The sequence below is a fragment of the Bradyrhizobium sp. AZCC 1693 genome (assembly GCF_036924745.1).
In the GTDB taxonomy this organism is placed as follows: Bacteria; Pseudomonadota; Alphaproteobacteria; order Rhizobiales; family Xanthobacteraceae; genus Bradyrhizobium.
Genome location: NZ_JAZHSD010000001.1, coordinates 1,744,606 through 1,760,169 on the forward strand (window position 1 = coordinate 1,744,606; position 15,564 = coordinate 1,760,169).

General features: G+C 63.3%; 13 protein-coding genes. 5 read left to right on the top strand and 8 right to left on the bottom strand.

The genetic code is table 11. The annotated features are described in order from the left end of the window. The first annotated feature begins 25 nt into the window (after nt 1–25). Entirely contained in the window at nt 26–1,549 is a 1,524-nt protein-coding gene (locus tag V1293_RS08640; protein ID WP_334508471.1) for a PAS domain-containing sensor histidine kinase, read from the top strand. A gap of 35 nt (nt 1,550–1,584) precedes the next feature. On the opposite strand, the gene V1293_RS08645 is transcribed toward V1293_RS08640, so the two are convergent. From V1293_RS08645 to V1293_RS08655, 3 genes are read right to left on the bottom strand one after another with little or no spacing between them, the layout of a single operon-like run. After that, nucleotides 1,585–3,021: a TIGR01777 family oxidoreductase gene (locus V1293_RS08645; protein ID WP_334508473.1), complete on the bottom strand. Its 1,437-nt coding sequence runs from the start codon at nt 3,019–3,021 to the stop codon at nt 1,585–1,587. After that, nucleotides 3,018–3,683 carry a DUF4166 domain-containing protein gene (locus tag V1293_RS08650; RefSeq protein WP_334508477.1) on the bottom strand — a complete coding sequence of 222 codons (666 nt, stop codon included), beginning with the start codon at nt 3,681–3,683 and terminating at the stop codon, nt 3,018–3,020. Before V1293_RS08650 ends, V1293_RS08645 begins: the two co-directional genes overlap by 4 nt. A gap of 20 nt (nt 3,684–3,703) precedes the next feature. Further along, complete coding sequence (locus V1293_RS08655; protein WP_334508479.1) at nt 3,704–4,261, bottom strand: GbsR/MarR family transcriptional regulator; 558 nt, start codon at nt 4,259–4,261, stop codon at nt 3,704–3,706. A gap of 263 nt (nt 4,262–4,524) precedes the next feature. Here V1293_RS08655 and V1293_RS08660 point away from each other — a divergent pair, with 263 nt between their 5' ends. Continuing rightward, nucleotides 4,525–6,477, top strand: a complete 1,953-nt coding sequence (locus V1293_RS08660) for a diguanylate cyclase domain-containing protein (RefSeq protein ID WP_334508482.1) — start codon at nt 4,525–4,527, stop codon at nt 6,475–6,477. A gap of 258 nt (nt 6,478–6,735) precedes the next feature. Here the strand turns inward: V1293_RS08660 and V1293_RS08665 are convergent, their stop codons facing one another. The 4 genes from V1293_RS08665 to V1293_RS08680 form a co-directional block, all read right to left on the bottom strand. Continuing rightward, nucleotides 6,736–7,035, bottom strand: a complete 300-nt coding sequence (locus V1293_RS08665; protein ID WP_334508485.1) for an acylphosphatase — start codon at nt 7,033–7,035, stop codon at nt 6,736–6,738. A gap of 1 nt (nt 7,036) precedes the next feature. Next, nucleotides 7,037–7,903 (bottom strand): isocitrate lyase/PEP mutase family protein, encoded by an 867-nt coding sequence (locus V1293_RS08670; protein ID WP_334508488.1) that lies wholly within the window; start codon nt 7,901–7,903, stop codon nt 7,037–7,039. 147 nt (nt 7,904–8,050) lie between these two features. Beyond that, nucleotides 8,051–10,066 carry an acetyl/propionyl/methylcrotonyl-CoA carboxylase subunit alpha gene (locus V1293_RS08675; protein WP_334508490.1) on the bottom strand — a complete coding sequence of 672 codons (2,016 nt, stop codon included), beginning with the start codon at nt 10,064–10,066 and terminating at the stop codon, nt 8,051–8,053. Between the two features lie 138 nt (nt 10,067–10,204). Beyond that, nucleotides 10,205–10,414: a hypothetical protein gene (locus V1293_RS08680; protein ID WP_334508492.1), complete on the bottom strand. Its 210-nt coding sequence runs from the start codon at nt 10,412–10,414 to the stop codon at nt 10,205–10,207. Between the two features lie 204 nt (nt 10,415–10,618). Here V1293_RS08680 and V1293_RS08685 point away from each other — a divergent pair, with 204 nt between their 5' ends. Both V1293_RS08685 and V1293_RS08690 read left to right on the top strand, forming a co-directional pair. Continuing rightward, nucleotides 10,619–11,383, top strand: a complete 765-nt coding sequence (locus V1293_RS08685) for a thermonuclease family protein (protein WP_334508495.1) — start codon at nt 10,619–10,621, stop codon at nt 11,381–11,383. Between the two features lie 56 nt (nt 11,384–11,439). Next, nucleotides 11,440–13,899, top strand: coding sequence for a hybrid sensor histidine kinase/response regulator (locus V1293_RS08690; protein WP_334508498.1), 2,460 nt, complete (start codon nt 11,440–11,442; stop codon nt 13,897–13,899). A gap of 67 nt (nt 13,900–13,966) precedes the next feature. Here the strand turns inward: V1293_RS08690 and V1293_RS08695 are convergent, their stop codons facing one another. Continuing rightward, nucleotides 13,967–14,503 (bottom strand): MarR family winged helix-turn-helix transcriptional regulator, encoded by a 537-nt coding sequence (locus V1293_RS08695; RefSeq protein WP_334508501.1) that lies wholly within the window; start codon nt 14,501–14,503, stop codon nt 13,967–13,969. Between the two features lie 146 nt (nt 14,504–14,649). Between V1293_RS08695 and V1293_RS08700 the strand changes: the two genes are divergently transcribed. Beyond that, complete coding sequence (locus V1293_RS08700; protein ID WP_334508504.1) at nt 14,650–15,549, top strand: alpha/beta fold hydrolase; 900 nt, start codon at nt 14,650–14,652, stop codon at nt 15,547–15,549. The last annotated feature ends 15 nt before the right edge of the window (nt 15,550–15,564 follow it).

Below are 15,564 nucleotides of genomic sequence, written 5' to 3' on the forward strand. Positions count from 1 at the left end.
TTGCGCCTCTTAAACGGGCAGTCGGATGTTCACGAAAGATCAACAACGGCAAAGGTATCTATTCGAATCCGAACGTAATTTCCGACTCCTGGTTGAAGGCGTTGCCGACTACGCGCTTTACATGCTGGATCCAAGCGGCGTAGTGACGAGTTGGAATATCGGCGGCCAGCGGATCAAGGGTTACTCGCCCGCCGAGATCATCGGGCACCACTTCTCCCGCTTCTATGCCGAAGTCGACCGCGCGAACGGCAAGCCGCTCCGCGCCTTGCGCATCGCCCGCGAACAGGGCCGCTACGAGGAGGAAGGCTGGCGCGTCCGCAAGGACGGCACCTTCTTCTGGGCCAGCGTCATCATCGACCCGCTCTACGAGGACGGCAAGCTGGTCGGCTTCGCCAAGATCACCCGGGACATTACCGAGCGCCGCGAAGCCCAGCTCAAGCTCGAACAGATGCACCAGCAGCTTGCGGAAGCGCAGAAACTCGACGCGCTCGGCCAACTGACCGGCGGCGTGGCGCATGATTTCAACAATCTTCTGATGGTCATCAGCGGCAGTCTTCACACACTGAGGAAAGCGGTTGGCGACGATCCCAAATGCCAGCGGGCGCTATCGGCAATCGATGGGGCAACCAAACGCGGCGCCTCCCTCACCAGCCAGTTGCTGACATTCGCCCGGCGACAGAGCGTCAACCCGCAAGCGGTCGATGTCGCCGAACGCGTCGATGCGGTGCGCGAAGTGCTCGATGCCGCCGTCGGCAGCGCGGTGACGCTGCAATTCGAGGTCGACCGGGGCGTCTGGCCGGTCATGGTCGACGTCGCCGAGTTCGAGACGGCGCTGGTCAATCTCGTCGTCAACGCGCGCGACGCCATGACCGGCGACGGCGTCATCACGATATCGGCGCGTAACGACACGCTCAGGGACGAGGTCAACGCCGGCGAATATGTCGCCATTACCGTCGAAGACACCGGCGCCGGCATCGCGCCCGATATCCTCAGCAAGATCTTCGACCCCTTCTTCACCACCAAGCCGATCGGCAAGGGCACCGGTCTCGGGCTGTCGCAGGTTCATGGCTTCGCGCATCAGGCCGGCGGAACGGTCAAGGTGGCGAGCGAACTCGGCAAGGGCACCAGGATCACGATCCTGCTGCCGCGAAAGGAAACCGCTGACACCGCCGAGGACGCCAATGCGGTGGATAGCGGCGGCAGCGGCACCGTGCTGCTGGTCGAGGACAATCCGGAGGTCGCCTCCGTCAGCGCCGGCCTGCTCGAACAGCTCGGCTACACCGTCCGCAGGGTGGCGGATGCCGAAGCGGCCTTGCGCGAAATCGAACTCGACGGCATAGACCTCGTCTTCTCCGACATCGTGATGCCCGGCAAAATGGATGGGCTCGGTCTGGCGCGTCACCTGAAGGCGACCAAGCCCGGACTGCCGATCCTGCTGGCCAGCGGCTACAGCGATGCCGCGCTGAGCGTGCGCGGCGATTTTCCCATCCTGCGCAAGCCCTACGAAATCCACGAACTCAGCCAGGCGATCGCGAAACTGCCGCGGTGATGGGGCAGGCGTAGCTGGAGCAGATCTCGCCCCCCTCACAGAATCGCCTCGAACGCACTGCGTAGCGTTTCGTGCCGGAACACGAAGCCGTTACTGAGTGCCTTGTTCGGCAGCACGCGCTGGCCGCCCAGCAGCAATTCATTGGCGAAGTCGCCGCCGACGCGGCGCAGCAGCGCGCCGGGAATCCGGAAAATCGCCGGCCGGTGCAGCCGGCGGCCCAACTCCTCGGTGAACTTTGCATTGGTCACGGGGATCGGTGCGGTGGCGTTGATCGGCCCTGCCAGTTCAGGCTTTGCGATCACATGGGCGATCAGGCGGATCAGATCGTCGCGCTCGATCCACGACATCCACTGCCGGCCCGAGCCCAGCGGTCCGCCAAGGCCGAACTCGAACGGCGTCAGCATCCGCGTGATGAAGCCGCCATCGGTGCCGATCACGAGGCCGATCCGCAGGCAGATCACGCGCACGCCATGCGCTTCCGCCGCACGCGCCGCGTTTTCCCAGGCGTCGCAGAGCTCATGGCTGAAGCAGGCATGTGATTTTGCCGACTCCGTCAGCACCTGATCCTGCCAGAGCCCATACCAACCAATGGCCGAGCCGCTCACCAGCACCGCCGGCTTGCGTTCGAGCCGCGCGATCAGCTTGACGATGTCGCCGGTCATGTTGATCCGGGAGTCGAGGATTTTTCGGCGCTTGGCGTCGGTCCACAGCCCGTTGCCGATCGGCTCGCCTGCGAGATTGACGATGGCATCGATGCTGGTGTCCGTCGGAAGCTGGTCGAGGCTCGTGATCAGCGTGATCGGCGGCGGCAGCATGTCGGCCTTCGCGGGGTTACGCACCAGCGCGATGACCTGATGGCCCGCCCCGCTCAGGCTTGCCACCAGGCGGCTGCCGATGAAGCCGGTGGCGCCGGTGACCAGCACCGTCTGCCGGACGGGCAGTTTTTCGACCAGGCCCGCCGCGGGCGCGCTGCTCATTCGCGCCAGACGCTTCGACGCCATGAAATCGCGCAGGCCACAAAGCGCCGCACCGACGGCCGAGGCCGCCGCGACCATGCTGAGCCAGCCGGTGTAAGCCGATTTGACGCCGGTCGGCTGCGCTGCCCAGCCGATCAGGACCGGCAGCAGCAGCACCAGAATGGCGCCGTAGTTGATCGCGAGCAGCGTGTGATTGATACGTTCGCTGGCGGGCAATTTCCGGCTCATGTCCTCCTCGACGAAATCCATCAGCGTGATGACGATTTCGGCTGCCAGCACGGCGATAATCAGCATCGCGAGGATGCCGTGCACCTCGAGCCAGCCCAGCACCAGGAACAGCAGCGCATAGAGCATGTTGCGCAGGCTGTGGAGCTGCAGCTCGTAGCGCTGCGAGGGACGCCATGCGAGCCGCTCGGTCAGTTCATGGTGATAGAACGTGTCGAACACGCCCATCACGATCTGAATGGCGATCAGGGTCCACAGCAGCGACGTCATGATGCGGCCTCCCGGAACAATGCGGATTGACGAATGAGCTTGCCGAAGCGCGGATGAACGATTTCCAGCGTGAAACGGAACGTGCCGCCACCGAGATCGGAATGGGTCACGGTGAGATCGCCGGGCGTGAACCGCATCGGCAGCGGCAATCTCAACGGCCCGATCTGAAAGGAATAGCCGACGCCGCGAAACACCAGCGCTTCGTGCTCGACGGATATGACCAGCGCCATGCTGATGCCGTAGCCAACATATTCCTCGAGCCCGGTCGGCCCGGCGAAACGTTTTGCGGAATGAATGACCTGCGGAAATCCGTTGCTGCGCGCGCAGATGCGGGTCCAGATCTGCCCACCGCTCGCCGCGTCCTCGGTCACCGTCACGACCATCGGGACACCGGTCTCGGCACCCGTCGGCAACGGCCCGCCGATCACGCGCGCAAGCTGCGCCAGCCACCAGCCGGCGCGGCTGAAGCTTGCCTCCTCGATCGTGCCGACATAGACGACGGTCTCGCCATCGGCGAAGCGCTTGGAGAAGCGCCGCCATATCGCCAGCGGCAGCCGGCCCCACTCCTCGTCGGGCAGCAGATCGTGGAAGCGGTGGTCGTCGAGCAGGATGGTGTTCGAGGCGGGCGTTGCGGGAAGCCTTGGTACTCTGGTGGACGCCATCACACGCTCCTGCTCTGCCCCTATCTGGGTTTCCCTGCCGGCAAGAAACTGACGATCTTCTCGCCGAGCTTGATCAGCGCGACCAGCCGCGGCCGCGGCACGTGGAGCATCTGCGTGTACCAACGGTCGACCAGTTCGGTGAACGCCAGCATTTCCTTCAACCGCTTGCTGGCGACCGGGCTGATGGTCGGATCGTCAGCCGCGTCGGAAACGCAGGCGCGCAGCGCATCGACCGCGGGGTCGATCTCACGCTCCTTGCGGCCGGCGGCGATCCGTGCCGCCACTTCCCAGATGTCGGTCTCCGCCTCGAAATGATCGCGGCGGTCGCCGAGGATCGGCACCCGGCGGATCAGGTTCCAGGCCAGCAGCTCCTTGATGGAGTTGGAGACGTTGGACCGCGCCATGCCGAGCGTCTCAGCGATGTCCTCCGCGGTCATCGGCGCCTCGGCGAGATAAAGCAGGCCGTGGATCTGGCTGACGGAGCGGTTGACGCCCCACTCGTCCCCCATGTCGCCCCAGTGCAGGATGAACCGCTCGACGACGGCCGGGAGTTTCTTCTTGGCTGTTGTTTCTGTCATAACAGAAATATCTGACGGAACTGTTCGAATGTCAAGTCCCGTGCACCAAGCCGGCGTCGCGCTGGCAAAACCCGCGGCGGAATAGCCGTCCTGCCATGAGCATCGCACCCCTGCCCGTCAGGGTTCCCGGAATGGAACCCGGACGAAATCGCGGTTCCGTTGTTTCCCGGATCGATCCGTTAACCCTTTGGCACCGGCCGCCTCTTAGATTCCTCTTCGCGCGTTGCCGGCAACGAGGTCCGGCGCGGTCATCAAGGCACGGCATGCCCCATCGAAATCCCCCAGACCCCGGCGGGCCGCTGCGGCGGGTACCATCGACGGCGGTGGTCATCACGTTTGCGCTGGTCATGACCGCCTGCGTCCTGGGCGTCATGGCCTGGAAGGCGCTCGACGCCAAGAAGGCGGCGCTGGCGAGCGGCAGCTCCGAGATCCAGAACCTCGCGCATTCGCTGGCCGAACACGCCTCGCACACGCTTCAGGCCGTCGATATTGCGATGGCGGGAATGGTGGACTTGCTGAAGTACCGAGATCCCGAGCCGGACCGGTTCAACAAATACCTGGCTGAAACGGCGAAAACGCTGCCCCAATTGCGCGGCATCGGCGTCGCCGATGCCAAGGGCAACTGGGGCTATTCGTCATTTCCGCAAAACCCGCGCCACAACGTCTCGGACCGGAGTTATTTTGCCTACCATCGCGATACACCGGACAATACGCTTCGGATCAGCGAGCTGATGCAGTCCCGTATCGACGATCGATCTTCAATGATCGTTCTCTCGAAACGTATCACCAAGCTCGACGGCAGCTTCGGCGGGGTCGTCGCCGCAGCGATCGACAAGGATTATTTCGACGGCTTTTACCGGACATTCCAGCTCGGCCCCGACGGCGGCATCAGCCTGATACGCAATGATGGTACGCTCCTGATACGCTGGCCGCTGTCGGACAAGAGCACCGATCTTTCCAGGACCGACCTGTTCTCAAGGCATCTCAAGCTGAGCTCTGTCGGATGCTACAAGATCGTCTCCCCGTTCGACGGCATCGCGAAATACTTCGGTTACGAGGAAACGCCGCATTATCCGGCAATCGTCACCGTGGCCGTGTCGGAAGACTGGATGCTGGCCGACTGGCGGAAGACCCTGCGGACCGATGTCATCGTTGGCAGCGTGCTATTGTGCATGATCCTTCTGCTGGCGGCATTGCTCGCCCTCCAGTTCCGCTTCCGCAGCAAGACCGAGCGCGTGCTGCGCGAGCGCGAGGCGCATTATCGCCTGCTCGCGAACAACATCGCCGACATCATCATCCTGATCGATGCCCGCAGTCTGTTGCGCTACGTTTCGCGGTCGGCCGAGCCGGTGCTGGGATTGCGCCCGAAGGATCTTCTCGGCAAATCATGCTTCGACCTGGTGCATCCCGGCGACAGGGAGAGCGTGAAATCGGCGACCGCACGGCTCAATGGCGTCGACTGCGTCAGCACCGTCATATTTCGACACTATCGCGGCGACGGAACGCTGGCGTGGGTGGAAAGCAAGTTCAAGCTGGCGTCGGAACCGAGCGCCCCTGCCCGGACGGAATTCCTCTGCGTCATCCGCGACGTCACCGAACGCAAGCGGATGGAAGACGAACTGACCCAGCTCAACCGCCGGCTCACCCAGCTCGCTGCAACCGATGGACTGACCAGCCTCACCAACCGCCGCACCTTCGACGGCTTCCTGCGGCGCGAATACGAATTCTGCGAAGAGATCGCGGTGCTGCTGTTCGATATCGACAATTTCAAGGGCTACAACGACACCTACGGACACCAGGCCGGCGACCGTTGCCTGCAGGCGGTGGCGAAAGCCATCGGCGATGCGACCGCCAATACGTCAGGCCTGTCCGCGCGCTATGGCGGCGAGGAATTCGCCGTCGTGCTGCCGAATACAACGGAAGACGCCGCCCTGAAGGTCGCTGAATCCATCCGGCTGACCGTGCGAGCCCTGGGCATTCCGAACACGGCCTCCAGCCGCGGATACATCACCATCAGCGCGGGCGTCGCCGCCAAAAACCGCTCGACGCTAGATGAGGCTGCACTGGTGGGAGAAGCCGACACCGCGCTCTATGAAGCCAAGCGTCTCGGCCGCAATCGCAGCATTGTGTATTCCTCCCTCGACCTGCAATATGTCGAGAGCGCCTCCATCCAGCACGATGGTGAGCTTGCGCCGGGTGAACAGACGCAGCAATGAGATCTCCAACGCGATCAAAATTCGTCGTCCCTGCGAACGCAGGGACCCATACCGCGTGATCTCTCGATGACCTTCGGTGGCTGACGCTCTGCCAACTACCGTCGTCGCTTGCTGAACCGAAGCCGTCTCCTAATGTGCCCCTTCCGCCGGCCGCGGCGTATGGGTCCCTGCGTTCGCAGGGACGACAAGTTGATAGATTCTCGCACTTCCCGCGGTCTTCCCTGCGGACGCACAGGACGACGATGTGGGCAAGCGCCGCTAAATCGTCGGCAACACCGAGAACCGCTCCCCTGCCTCCCGCAGCTTCAGCATGTCGGGATTGGCGGCTTCGTCCTGCAGCGCCTCCACCCGCGCCGATGACGGCCCGCGGCGGCATGCCGCGATCATGGCAGCAACCATCTCCGCGGGACCTGCGAACAGCGCCTCGACGCTGCCGTCCCTGCGGTTGCGCACCCAGCCTTCGAGCGCACGCGACCGCGCCTCGTGGTCGACAAAGGCGCGGTAACCGACGCCCTGCACCCAGCCTGTTATCGCGACATGACGGATCGCCTTGCTCATCTTACTTTTTCAGCCCGAGAAATTCGCCACTGCGCGCTTTCACTTCCGCTTCGCGCATGGCTCGGCCAGTCAACTCGGATGAGGCCAAACCGTTCAAATTCTTCGGCGAGGTTCCCTCACGCAGGGCCATCAGCGTGTCGTAGACGGCCTGCGTCGCGGCGGCGAACGGCGCGTGGCCCTGCAGCGCGATCCGCACGCGCTGACCAGCGAGATAATCCAGCGCGGTCATCTCCTCGGGCGCACCGCCGAGCACGATCGGCAGGCTCGTTGCGGCGGAAATGGCCTCGAGTTCCTCGCGATTCCTGATGCCGGTGAAGAACAGCGCATCGACGCCGGTGGCTTCATACGCCTTCGCGCGCGCTATGGCGTCGTCGAGACCGCTAACGGATATCGCGCCAGTGCGGCCCATGACGACCAGCGAGGCATCGCCGCGCCCGTCGAGGGCAGCCTTCATCTTGCCGACGCCCTCCTCCAGCGGGATCAGTTGCGTCTTGGCCTCTCCGAACGCCTGCGGCAGCAGCGTATCCTCGATGGTCAGGCCCGCGGCGCCGGCCGCCTCCAGCTCCTGCACCGTGCGGCGGACATTGAGCGCATTGCCATAGCCGTGGTCGGCGTCGACCAGCACCGGCAAAGTCGAGGCGCGCGAAATCCGGCGCATCTGCTCGGCCAGCTCCGTCAACGTGATCAGCGCAATATCGGGATCGCCGAGCACGACCAGCGAGGCCACCGAGCCGCCGAACATGCCGAGCTCGAAACCAAGGTCTTCGGCAATGCGGATCGAGGTCGCGTCGTAGACCGATCCGGGCCGAATGCAGGCGCGGCCGTTGAGAATGGAACGCAATTTCTCGCGGCGCTGATGGAAAGCCATTCGCTATTCCCTACTCTCTGTCATTCCGGGATGGTGCGTTAGCACCAGACCCCAGATGCGCAATTGCGCATCGGGGAATCTCGAGATTCTCAGGTGCGCAATTGCGCACCGTAGCTCGATGCTTTGCATCGCCCCGGAATGACGGTTCTACGAAAACTCCAGGATCAGCGCGTCGACCGCCAATGTCGCGCCGGCTGCCGCATGAATCTTCTTCACCGTGCCGTCGCGCTCGGCGCGCAGCACGTTCTGCATCTTCATCGCCTCGACCACGGCCAGCGTCTCGCCGGACTTGACCTCCTGCCCCTCGCTCACGGCAATCGATACCACCAGCCCCGGCATCGGGCACAGCAGCTTCTTGCCGGTATCGGCGGCGGAATTCACCGGCATCAGCCGGGCGGCGGCCGCCTCGCTTTCGGTGAAGACGTTGACCGCAACGTCAAAGCCCTGATGCGCCAGGCGGATGCCGTTCGGGATCGCGCGCACCTGCATCGCCACGAAGTGGCCGTCGATGGTTCCCTGCCAGACCGGTTCGCCCGGCGTCCAGGCCGAGACCAGATTGTGCGGATTGCCGGGCAGAGCGTCGGCGCCGATGAAGCGTACCGCGATGCCCTCGGCCTCGCGCGCCACATCGAGCGCGATTTCGTCGCGATCGAGCCACACCGCGCGGCGGCGCTCGCGCTGCACCAGCCGGCCGATCATCTGTCCGGAAATCCGCCGCTTGCGCTCGCCCAGCACATGGTCGATCGCGGCGCCCACGGCGGCCAGCCGCCGCGCAATCTCGCCTTCCGGCGGATGCGCGGAAAAGCCCTTCGGAAATTCCTCTGATATGAAGCCAGTGGAAAGCTTACCCTCGCGCCAGCGCGGATGGTTCATCAGCGCCGACAGGAACGGAATGTTGTGCCTGATCCCGTCGACGTAAAACGCATCCAGCGCGGTTGACTGCGCCTCGATCGCCGCCGCCCGCGACGGCGCGTGCGTGACGAGTTTTGCGATCATCGGATCGTAATGGATCGAGATTTCGCCGCCTTCCTGCACGCCGGTATCGTTGCGGATGGTGACGCCGTCATGGCTCGCTTCCGCGGGCGGACGGTATTTCACCAACCGGCCAATGGATGGGAGGAAATTGCGGAACGGGTCCTCGGCATAGACGCGCGATTCCACCGCCCATCCCGTCAGCGTGACGTCCTTCTGCGCGATCGAAAGCTTCTCGCCGGCGGCCACGCGGATCATCTGCTCGACGAGATCGATCCCGGTGACGAGCTCAGTGACGGGATGTTCGACCTGCAGACGGGTGTTCATCTCCAGGAAGTAGAAGCTCTTGTCCTGGCCGGCGACGAATTCGACGGTGCCGGCGGAATCGTAGTTCACGGCCTTTGCCAGCGACACCGCCTGCTCGCCCATCTTGCGGCGGGTGGTCTCGTCGAGCAGCGGCGACGGCGCTTCCTCGATGACCTTCTGGTTGCGGCGCTGGATCGAACATTCGCGCTCGCCGAGATGGATCACGTTGCCATGCTTGTCGCCGAGCACCTGGATTTCGATGTGGCGGGGATCGACGATGAACTTTTCGATGAAGACGCGGTCGTCGCCGAACGAGGATTTCGCTTCGGCCTTGGCGAGATTGAACCCCTCGGCGACTTCCTTCTTCGAATGCGCGATCCGCATGCCCTTGCCGCCGCCGCCGGCGGAGGCCTTGATCATCACGGGATAGCCGATCTCGTCGGCGATCTTCACCGCATGTTTTTCATCTTCGATGACGCCGAGATGCCCGGGCACGGTCGAGACTTTTGCTTTTGCGGCGGCCTTCTTGGATTCGATCTTGTCGCCCATCGCGGCGATGGCGCCCGGATTGGGACCGATGAAGACGATGCCCGCCTTGGCAAGCTCGCGCGGGAAGGATTCGCGCTCGGACAGGAAGCCATAGCCGGGATGCACGGCCTCCGCGCCGGTCTTGCGGCAGGCATCGATGATCTTGTCGATCAGCAGATAGCTCTCGGCCGCCGCCGGCGGGCCGATCAACACGGCCGCATCGGCCATTTCGACGTGGAGCGCATCGCGGTCGGCCTCGGAATACACCGCTACCGTCTCGATCCCCATACGGCGCGCAGTCTTGATGACCCGGCAGGCGATCTCGCCGCGATTTGCGATCAGAATTCTCTTGAACATGTTCTTCTTGCTTGAGCTTTGGGCGGGATCCTCGCCCGCAATGTGACATGCGGGGACGCGGGTAACAAACCCGTCGTACAGCAAAAATCGATAGAGGCAACGGTCTCGTATCGGCTGGTTGCGCCGGCCGGCGGCAATTCACCCCGAATAGGAGCTGAACCGCCCCCGCGCATAGGCGCGGGATACCGCCTTCATCAGCTCGCCGACCTCGGATTCCAGATACTCATTGGCGACAGTCAGCGCGCGGATCGTCGCCCTCAAATCGCCGCCGCAGGCTGAAATCGCTTGATCCACCGCGGTTTCCAGCTCGTCGTTCTCTTCGAATTTCGGCTGCGAAGAGGACGACATGGCATTATCCGTGTTGAGCGACGCTGCCTATGTTCCTATTTTGTTCTCGAGAAGTCAACGGGCCGTTCGGCATGTGGCCGCAGCGGCGCTGACGGTTTTCCCCAACCCGTTTCCATGCGCGATTAGCGCCAGCGCCTTGGTTCAATCACCTCACCTTATGCTAGAAGGCGCTCGCGGGAGTGGAATTGATTTGAAATGAAACAGATGCGGTCACGAATTTTTCTGGTTGCGGCGTTGCTATCGATCGTACTTCCGGCCAGCCAGAGTTCGGCCGCCACCGCCATCGTCCGGGATGGCAGCACGCTTCAGCTTGGCAACCTCACCTACCGGCTCGACGGCATCGATGTCCCAACCATCGACCAGCTCTGCATCGACGAGCACGCCGATAGCTGGACCTGCGGTATCGAGGCGCGCGATCAACTGGCCAAATTGACCAGCGGCAAGCAGGTCCGCTGCGACGATCTCGGTCCCGATCCCGCCTACAAGAAACGGCACATCGGCGTCTGCAAGATCGAGGGCGAAACGACAAGTCTGAGCCAGTTGCTGGTCCGCAATGGCTTTGCCCTGAATGTCGAAGCCTCCGCCAGCGGGCGCTTCCAGGCGGACGAGGCCCGCGCCAGGGACGACCGCCAGGGGTTTTGGAAAGGCTGCTTCGTCGCGCCGCACGAGTTTCGCGCAGGCAAGAAGGACGGCGCCCTGCTCGGTGCCTCCTGCCGCGCCGACCGCGACCGCGAAATCCGCGAGGCCTTGTTCCCCGAAGATCTCGTGATGCCGGCGAGTTGCAACATCAAGGGCAAATACGCCGTCCGCGCGCGCGTCACCGGGAACCTCGGCATCTACAACCTGCAGATGTGCCGCTCCTATCCGGGACTGACGAAGCCGGATCGCTGGTTTTGTTCCGAGGAAGACGCGCAAGCCGCCGGGTTCCGCAGGGCCTATAACTGCCGATCAACCACGAAGAGTAAATGACGCTGGCAAAACCGCCGCTTCCTGTGTGAAAGTGCAGGCAGAGGTTGCCGGCACGCATGACCCCTTCCGACGCTGCAAACGTTTTGCCTGAAATTGCCGCCGCCGAACGCTTGCGGCAACATCTGCAGGAAATCGCGAACGAGCGCGACAGGGCTCATCGCGCCTTGCAGGAACGCGAGGCGGAGCTGGCGCGGATCCAGCGCATCGCCGGCGTCGGCGGTCTCGAAATCGATTTCCGTGACGGCGTCAAGAACCGCCGCTCGCCCGAATACCTGCTGGTTCACGGCTTGCCGCCCGAGGCGGCCAACGAGACTTACGAGGAATGGGTCAGCCGAATCCATCCCGAGGATCGCGAGCGAACGGTCCAGCATCTGTTCGGCGTCCTAAAAAGCGAGAGCGAGGATTATTCGGCCGAATACCGCATCGTGCGGCCGAATGACGGCGCGACCCGCTGGATCCGCGTCGTCGCCAAGATCGAGCGCGACCGCGACGGCCGCGCGCTGCGCCTGGTCGGCGCCGATTGCGACGTCACCGCTCAAGCGCTGGCGCAGGCCACCTTGCGCGAAAGCGAGGAGCGCTTCCGCCTGATCGCCAACAGCGCGCCGGTGCCGATCTGGGTCACCAAGCTCGATCGAACTCGCTCTTTCCTCAACCAGGCCTATCTCGATTTTCTCGGGCTGCCGTTCGAGGAAGCCATCGTGTACGACTGGCGCAAGATGCTGCATCCGGACGACCTGCCCCGTTTCCTGCAGGAATTGGTCGCGGGCGAGGCCTCGCTCAAGCCGTTCGCGCTGGAAGCCCGCTACCAGCGCGCCGACGGCGACTGGCGATGGATGCGATCGGAATCCCAGCCGCGCTGGGATCCGACCGGCGCCCACATCGGCTTCATCGGTGTCGCCCACGACATCACATCAGCCAAGCAGGCCGAGCACGATCTGCGCCGGCTGAACGACATCCTCGAATTGCGGATCAACGAGCGGACGGCGCAGCTCGAATCCAGCGAAGCCCAGATGCGGGCGATCTTCGAGACCAGCCATCAGTATCAGAGCCTGCTCGACCTGCACGGCGACGTACTGTATGCCAACAAGACGGCACTCGCCGGAATCCGCACGGACGCCGGCGAGGTGATTGGCAAGCCGTTCTGGGAAACGCCGTGGTTTTCCGCAACCCCTGGCATGCGCGACACCGTCCGCGACGCCTTTATCGCCGTCATGCGGGGCGAAGAAATCCAGACCGAGATGCGGCTGCATCTGCCGATCGGCGACCGCTATTTCGACTTCGCAATGCGTCCCTTGCACGACCAGCACGGCGCGATCATCGGCGTGGTGCCGGAGGCCATCGACATCACCGAACGCCGCAAGGGCGAGGAAGCGCTGCGGCAGTCGCAGAAGATGGAAGCGGTCGGACAATTGACCGGCGGCGTGGCGCATGATTTCAACAATCTGTTGACCATCATCCGCTCCGCGACCGATTTCCTGCGCCGCCGCGAGCTGCCGGAAGAGCGGCGCCGGCGCTACATCGACGCGATCGGCGAGACGGTGGAGCGCGCCTCCAAGTTGACCGGACAATTGCTGGCGTTCGCCCGCAGGCAGCCGCTGAAGCCGCAGGTGTTCAATGTCGGTACCCAGGTCGAGGCGGTGGCGCAACTGATCCGCCCGCTGGTCGGCGCCCGGATCAGGATCGATATCGACATCGCCGATCTCAACTGCTTCGCGATCGCCGATGTCGCGCAGTTCGAGACGGCCCTGATAAATTTCGCCGTCAACAGCCGCGATGCCATGAACAGCGAGGGCCGATTGATCATCAGCGTCCGCAAGGTGGATGCCATTCCGCCGCTGCGCGCCCAGCCCGCCCGTAGCGGCGACTTCATCGCCATCACCGTGACCGACACCGGTACCGGCATCGAGCCCGCCCTGCTCGAGACGATCTTCGAGCCGTTCTTCACCACCAAGGAAGTCGGCAAGGGCACCGGCCTCGGCCTCAGCCAGGCGTTCGGGTTTACCAAGCAGTCCGACGGCGACATCGCGGTCGCGAGCGAGCCAGGCCAGGGCGCGACGTTTACGATCTACCTGCCGCAGGCCGCGGTGCCAGCCGGTGCCGACGAGGCCGCCGCGACCGGCACCGAACCGGCCGCGCGCGGCCGCGGCTACCGCGTCCTCGTGGTCGAGGACAATGACGACGTCGGGCAGTTCTCCACCGAGCTGCTGGAAGATCTCGGATACACGGTCCGACGCGTCGTCAGCGCGGATGCGGCGCTCGCGATCCTTGCCGAGGACGAGTTTTCCGCCGATCTGGTGTTTTCCGACGTCATCATGCCCGGCATGAACGGCGTCGAGCTCGCTGCAATCGTGCGCGAGCGCTATCCCGGCCTGCCCGTGGTGCTGACCAGCGGCTACAGCAACGTGCTGGCGGAGAATGCCCACCGCGGCTTCGAGCTGATCCAGAAACCCTATTCGGTGGAATTGCTGTCGCGGATTCTCAGGAAGGCGATTTCCGAGGCGCGGCCGCAGGCATGATGAATCCATGTGATCCGTCATCTTGGCGCCGGCTATCGGGGTTGGCGTGGCCAAGCAACACTTGGTGCTAGCGATCGCGTTTGCTCTTGGTTGTGGGCAATGGGCAATTCGTACAGACCCTATCGTCGCACATCCGGCAGATCGTGAAGCGATCCAGCTCGGATGTGTCCTGCCTTGCCAGCAACTCGCGTATCAGCGTTCCAAGTCGCTTCGTTTCAGCCGGCGACAGCACATCCAGAAGTGACGCAACGGCTGAAATCCGGGAAACCAACAGATCGTTCCGGGTCGCAGCGCCCGTGGCCGTCAGGTACAAAGCGACCTCCCGACCGTCTTTTCCCGGCCGGCGTTCGACAAGCTGATCCGAAACCAGACGGTCCACCAGCCGGACGGTTCCGGAATGCGATAGGCCAAGGATCCGCCGGAGCGTGTCGTTGGTCATGCCCTGACCATACCCGATGACGATGAGTGCTGCAGGCGTCTCGCCGCCACGGCCGACGACCTCGCGCGCTCCTTGCTCGATACGATCCATGACGGCGAGCGATAGCGCCCCCAGCAAATTCGCGATTCCGTTTTCCATGCGATGAATAATATGTGCGTAGCGCACAAAAAACAACTTGACCTAATATGTGCGCTGCGCACATATTAGGTCAAAGGAGCGACGCATCACTCTGGGCAGCGCGAGGCCAAAGCGGCGGTTCGTGACCGTGCCTGTCATGCGCGACCGAACACGAAGAAACATGGAGAATAGCGATGAATACTCGAAGTGCCGCATTGGCATCCCCGAATGCCGCCGCCAGCGAACCCGCGCTGAAATACGTGCAGGCCAATGGAGTGCGGTTTGCCTACCTCGAACAGGGGAGCGGGCCTCTTGTCATGTTCATGCATGGCTTTCCCGACAATGCCTGGTCGTATCGAAAGCAAATGCAAGTCTTTGCGGATGCGGGGTATCGCGCGGTCTCGCCGTTCTTGCGTGGCTATGCGCCGACCGAGATCCCGGCGGACGGAATCTTCGATCCCATCGCACTGGGCAAGGATCTCGAAGCGCTCATCGCGGCGCTGAGCGATGACGGACAGGCACGCGTCGTTGGCATGGATTGGGGCGGCACGTCGACCTTTCAGGCGCTGGCCACCGTGCCATCGGCGATCAAGGCCGCCGTGGTCATGAACACCGCGCACCCGATCACATTTTCAAGCATCAGGAAGGATCCCGAAGCCGTTCGATCCCTCTTCCATTTCTATTTTTTCCAGCTACCCGGCGCTGAATCATCGGTGAATATCGAGGGAATTCCCTTCGTCGACTATCTTTGGAAGCTGTGGTCGCCGTCGTTCAAGAATGACGAACATCTCCGCTCGATCAAGGAGACGCTCAGTTCTCCCGGCACCATGGCGGCGGCGCTCAAATACTATGGAGGCCTGTTCAATTCGGGAATTGCGGGCCGGCTGCCGATGAACGAGATGAATACGCCGACGCTGACGATTTATGGCAGCAACGATCCGACAGCGCGGTATTCGGTAAAGGAGGAGCCGCTCTTCAAGGGGCCACATAAGCGTGTTGTCCTGCCCGATGTCGGTCACTTCCCGCACCTCGAGCGTGAGGCCGAAGTCACCGGTCTGATCATGGACTGGTTCAAGACGCACGCCCCTGACTGAATGCATGTGCCGCAA

What these genes read in the sequence shown, in the direction of transcription:
- V1293_RS08660 (WP_334508482.1), top strand. Translation starts at nt 4,525, where the DNA reads ATGCCCCATCGAAATCCCCCAGACCCCGGCGGGCCGCTGCGGCGGGTA.
- V1293_RS08670 (WP_334508488.1), bottom strand. Translation starts at nt 7,903, where the DNA reads ATGGCTTTCCATCAGCGCCGCGAGAAATTGCGTTCCATTCTCAACGGC.
- V1293_RS08680 (WP_334508492.1), bottom strand. Translation starts at nt 10,414, where the DNA reads ATGTCGTCCTCTTCGCAGCCGAAATTCGAAGAGAACGACGAGCTGGAA.
- V1293_RS08655 (WP_334508479.1), bottom strand. Translation starts at nt 4,261, where the DNA reads ATGACAGAAACAACAGCCAAGAAGAAACTCCCGGCCGTCGTCGAGCGG.
- V1293_RS08665 (WP_334508485.1), bottom strand. Translation starts at nt 7,035, where the DNA reads ATGAGCAAGGCGATCCGTCATGTCGCGATAACAGGCTGGGTGCAGGGC.
- V1293_RS08640 (WP_334508471.1), top strand. Translation starts at nt 26, where the DNA reads ATGTTCACGAAAGATCAACAACGGCAAAGGTATCTATTCGAATCCGAA.
- V1293_RS08675 (WP_334508490.1), bottom strand. Translation starts at nt 10,066, where the DNA reads ATGTTCAAGAGAATTCTGATCGCAAATCGCGGCGAGATCGCCTGCCGG.
- V1293_RS08700 (WP_334508504.1), top strand. Translation starts at nt 14,650, where the DNA reads ATGAATACTCGAAGTGCCGCATTGGCATCCCCGAATGCCGCCGCCAGC.
- V1293_RS08650 (WP_334508477.1), bottom strand. Translation starts at nt 3,683, where the DNA reads ATGGCGTCCACCAGAGTACCAAGGCTTCCCGCAACGCCCGCCTCGAAC.
- V1293_RS08685 (WP_334508495.1), top strand. Translation starts at nt 10,619, where the DNA reads ATGCGGTCACGAATTTTTCTGGTTGCGGCGTTGCTATCGATCGTACTT.
- V1293_RS08690 (WP_334508498.1), top strand. Translation starts at nt 11,440, where the DNA reads ATGACCCCTTCCGACGCTGCAAACGTTTTGCCTGAAATTGCCGCCGCC.
- V1293_RS08645 (WP_334508473.1), bottom strand. Translation starts at nt 3,021, where the DNA reads ATGACGTCGCTGCTGTGGACCCTGATCGCCATTCAGATCGTGATGGGC.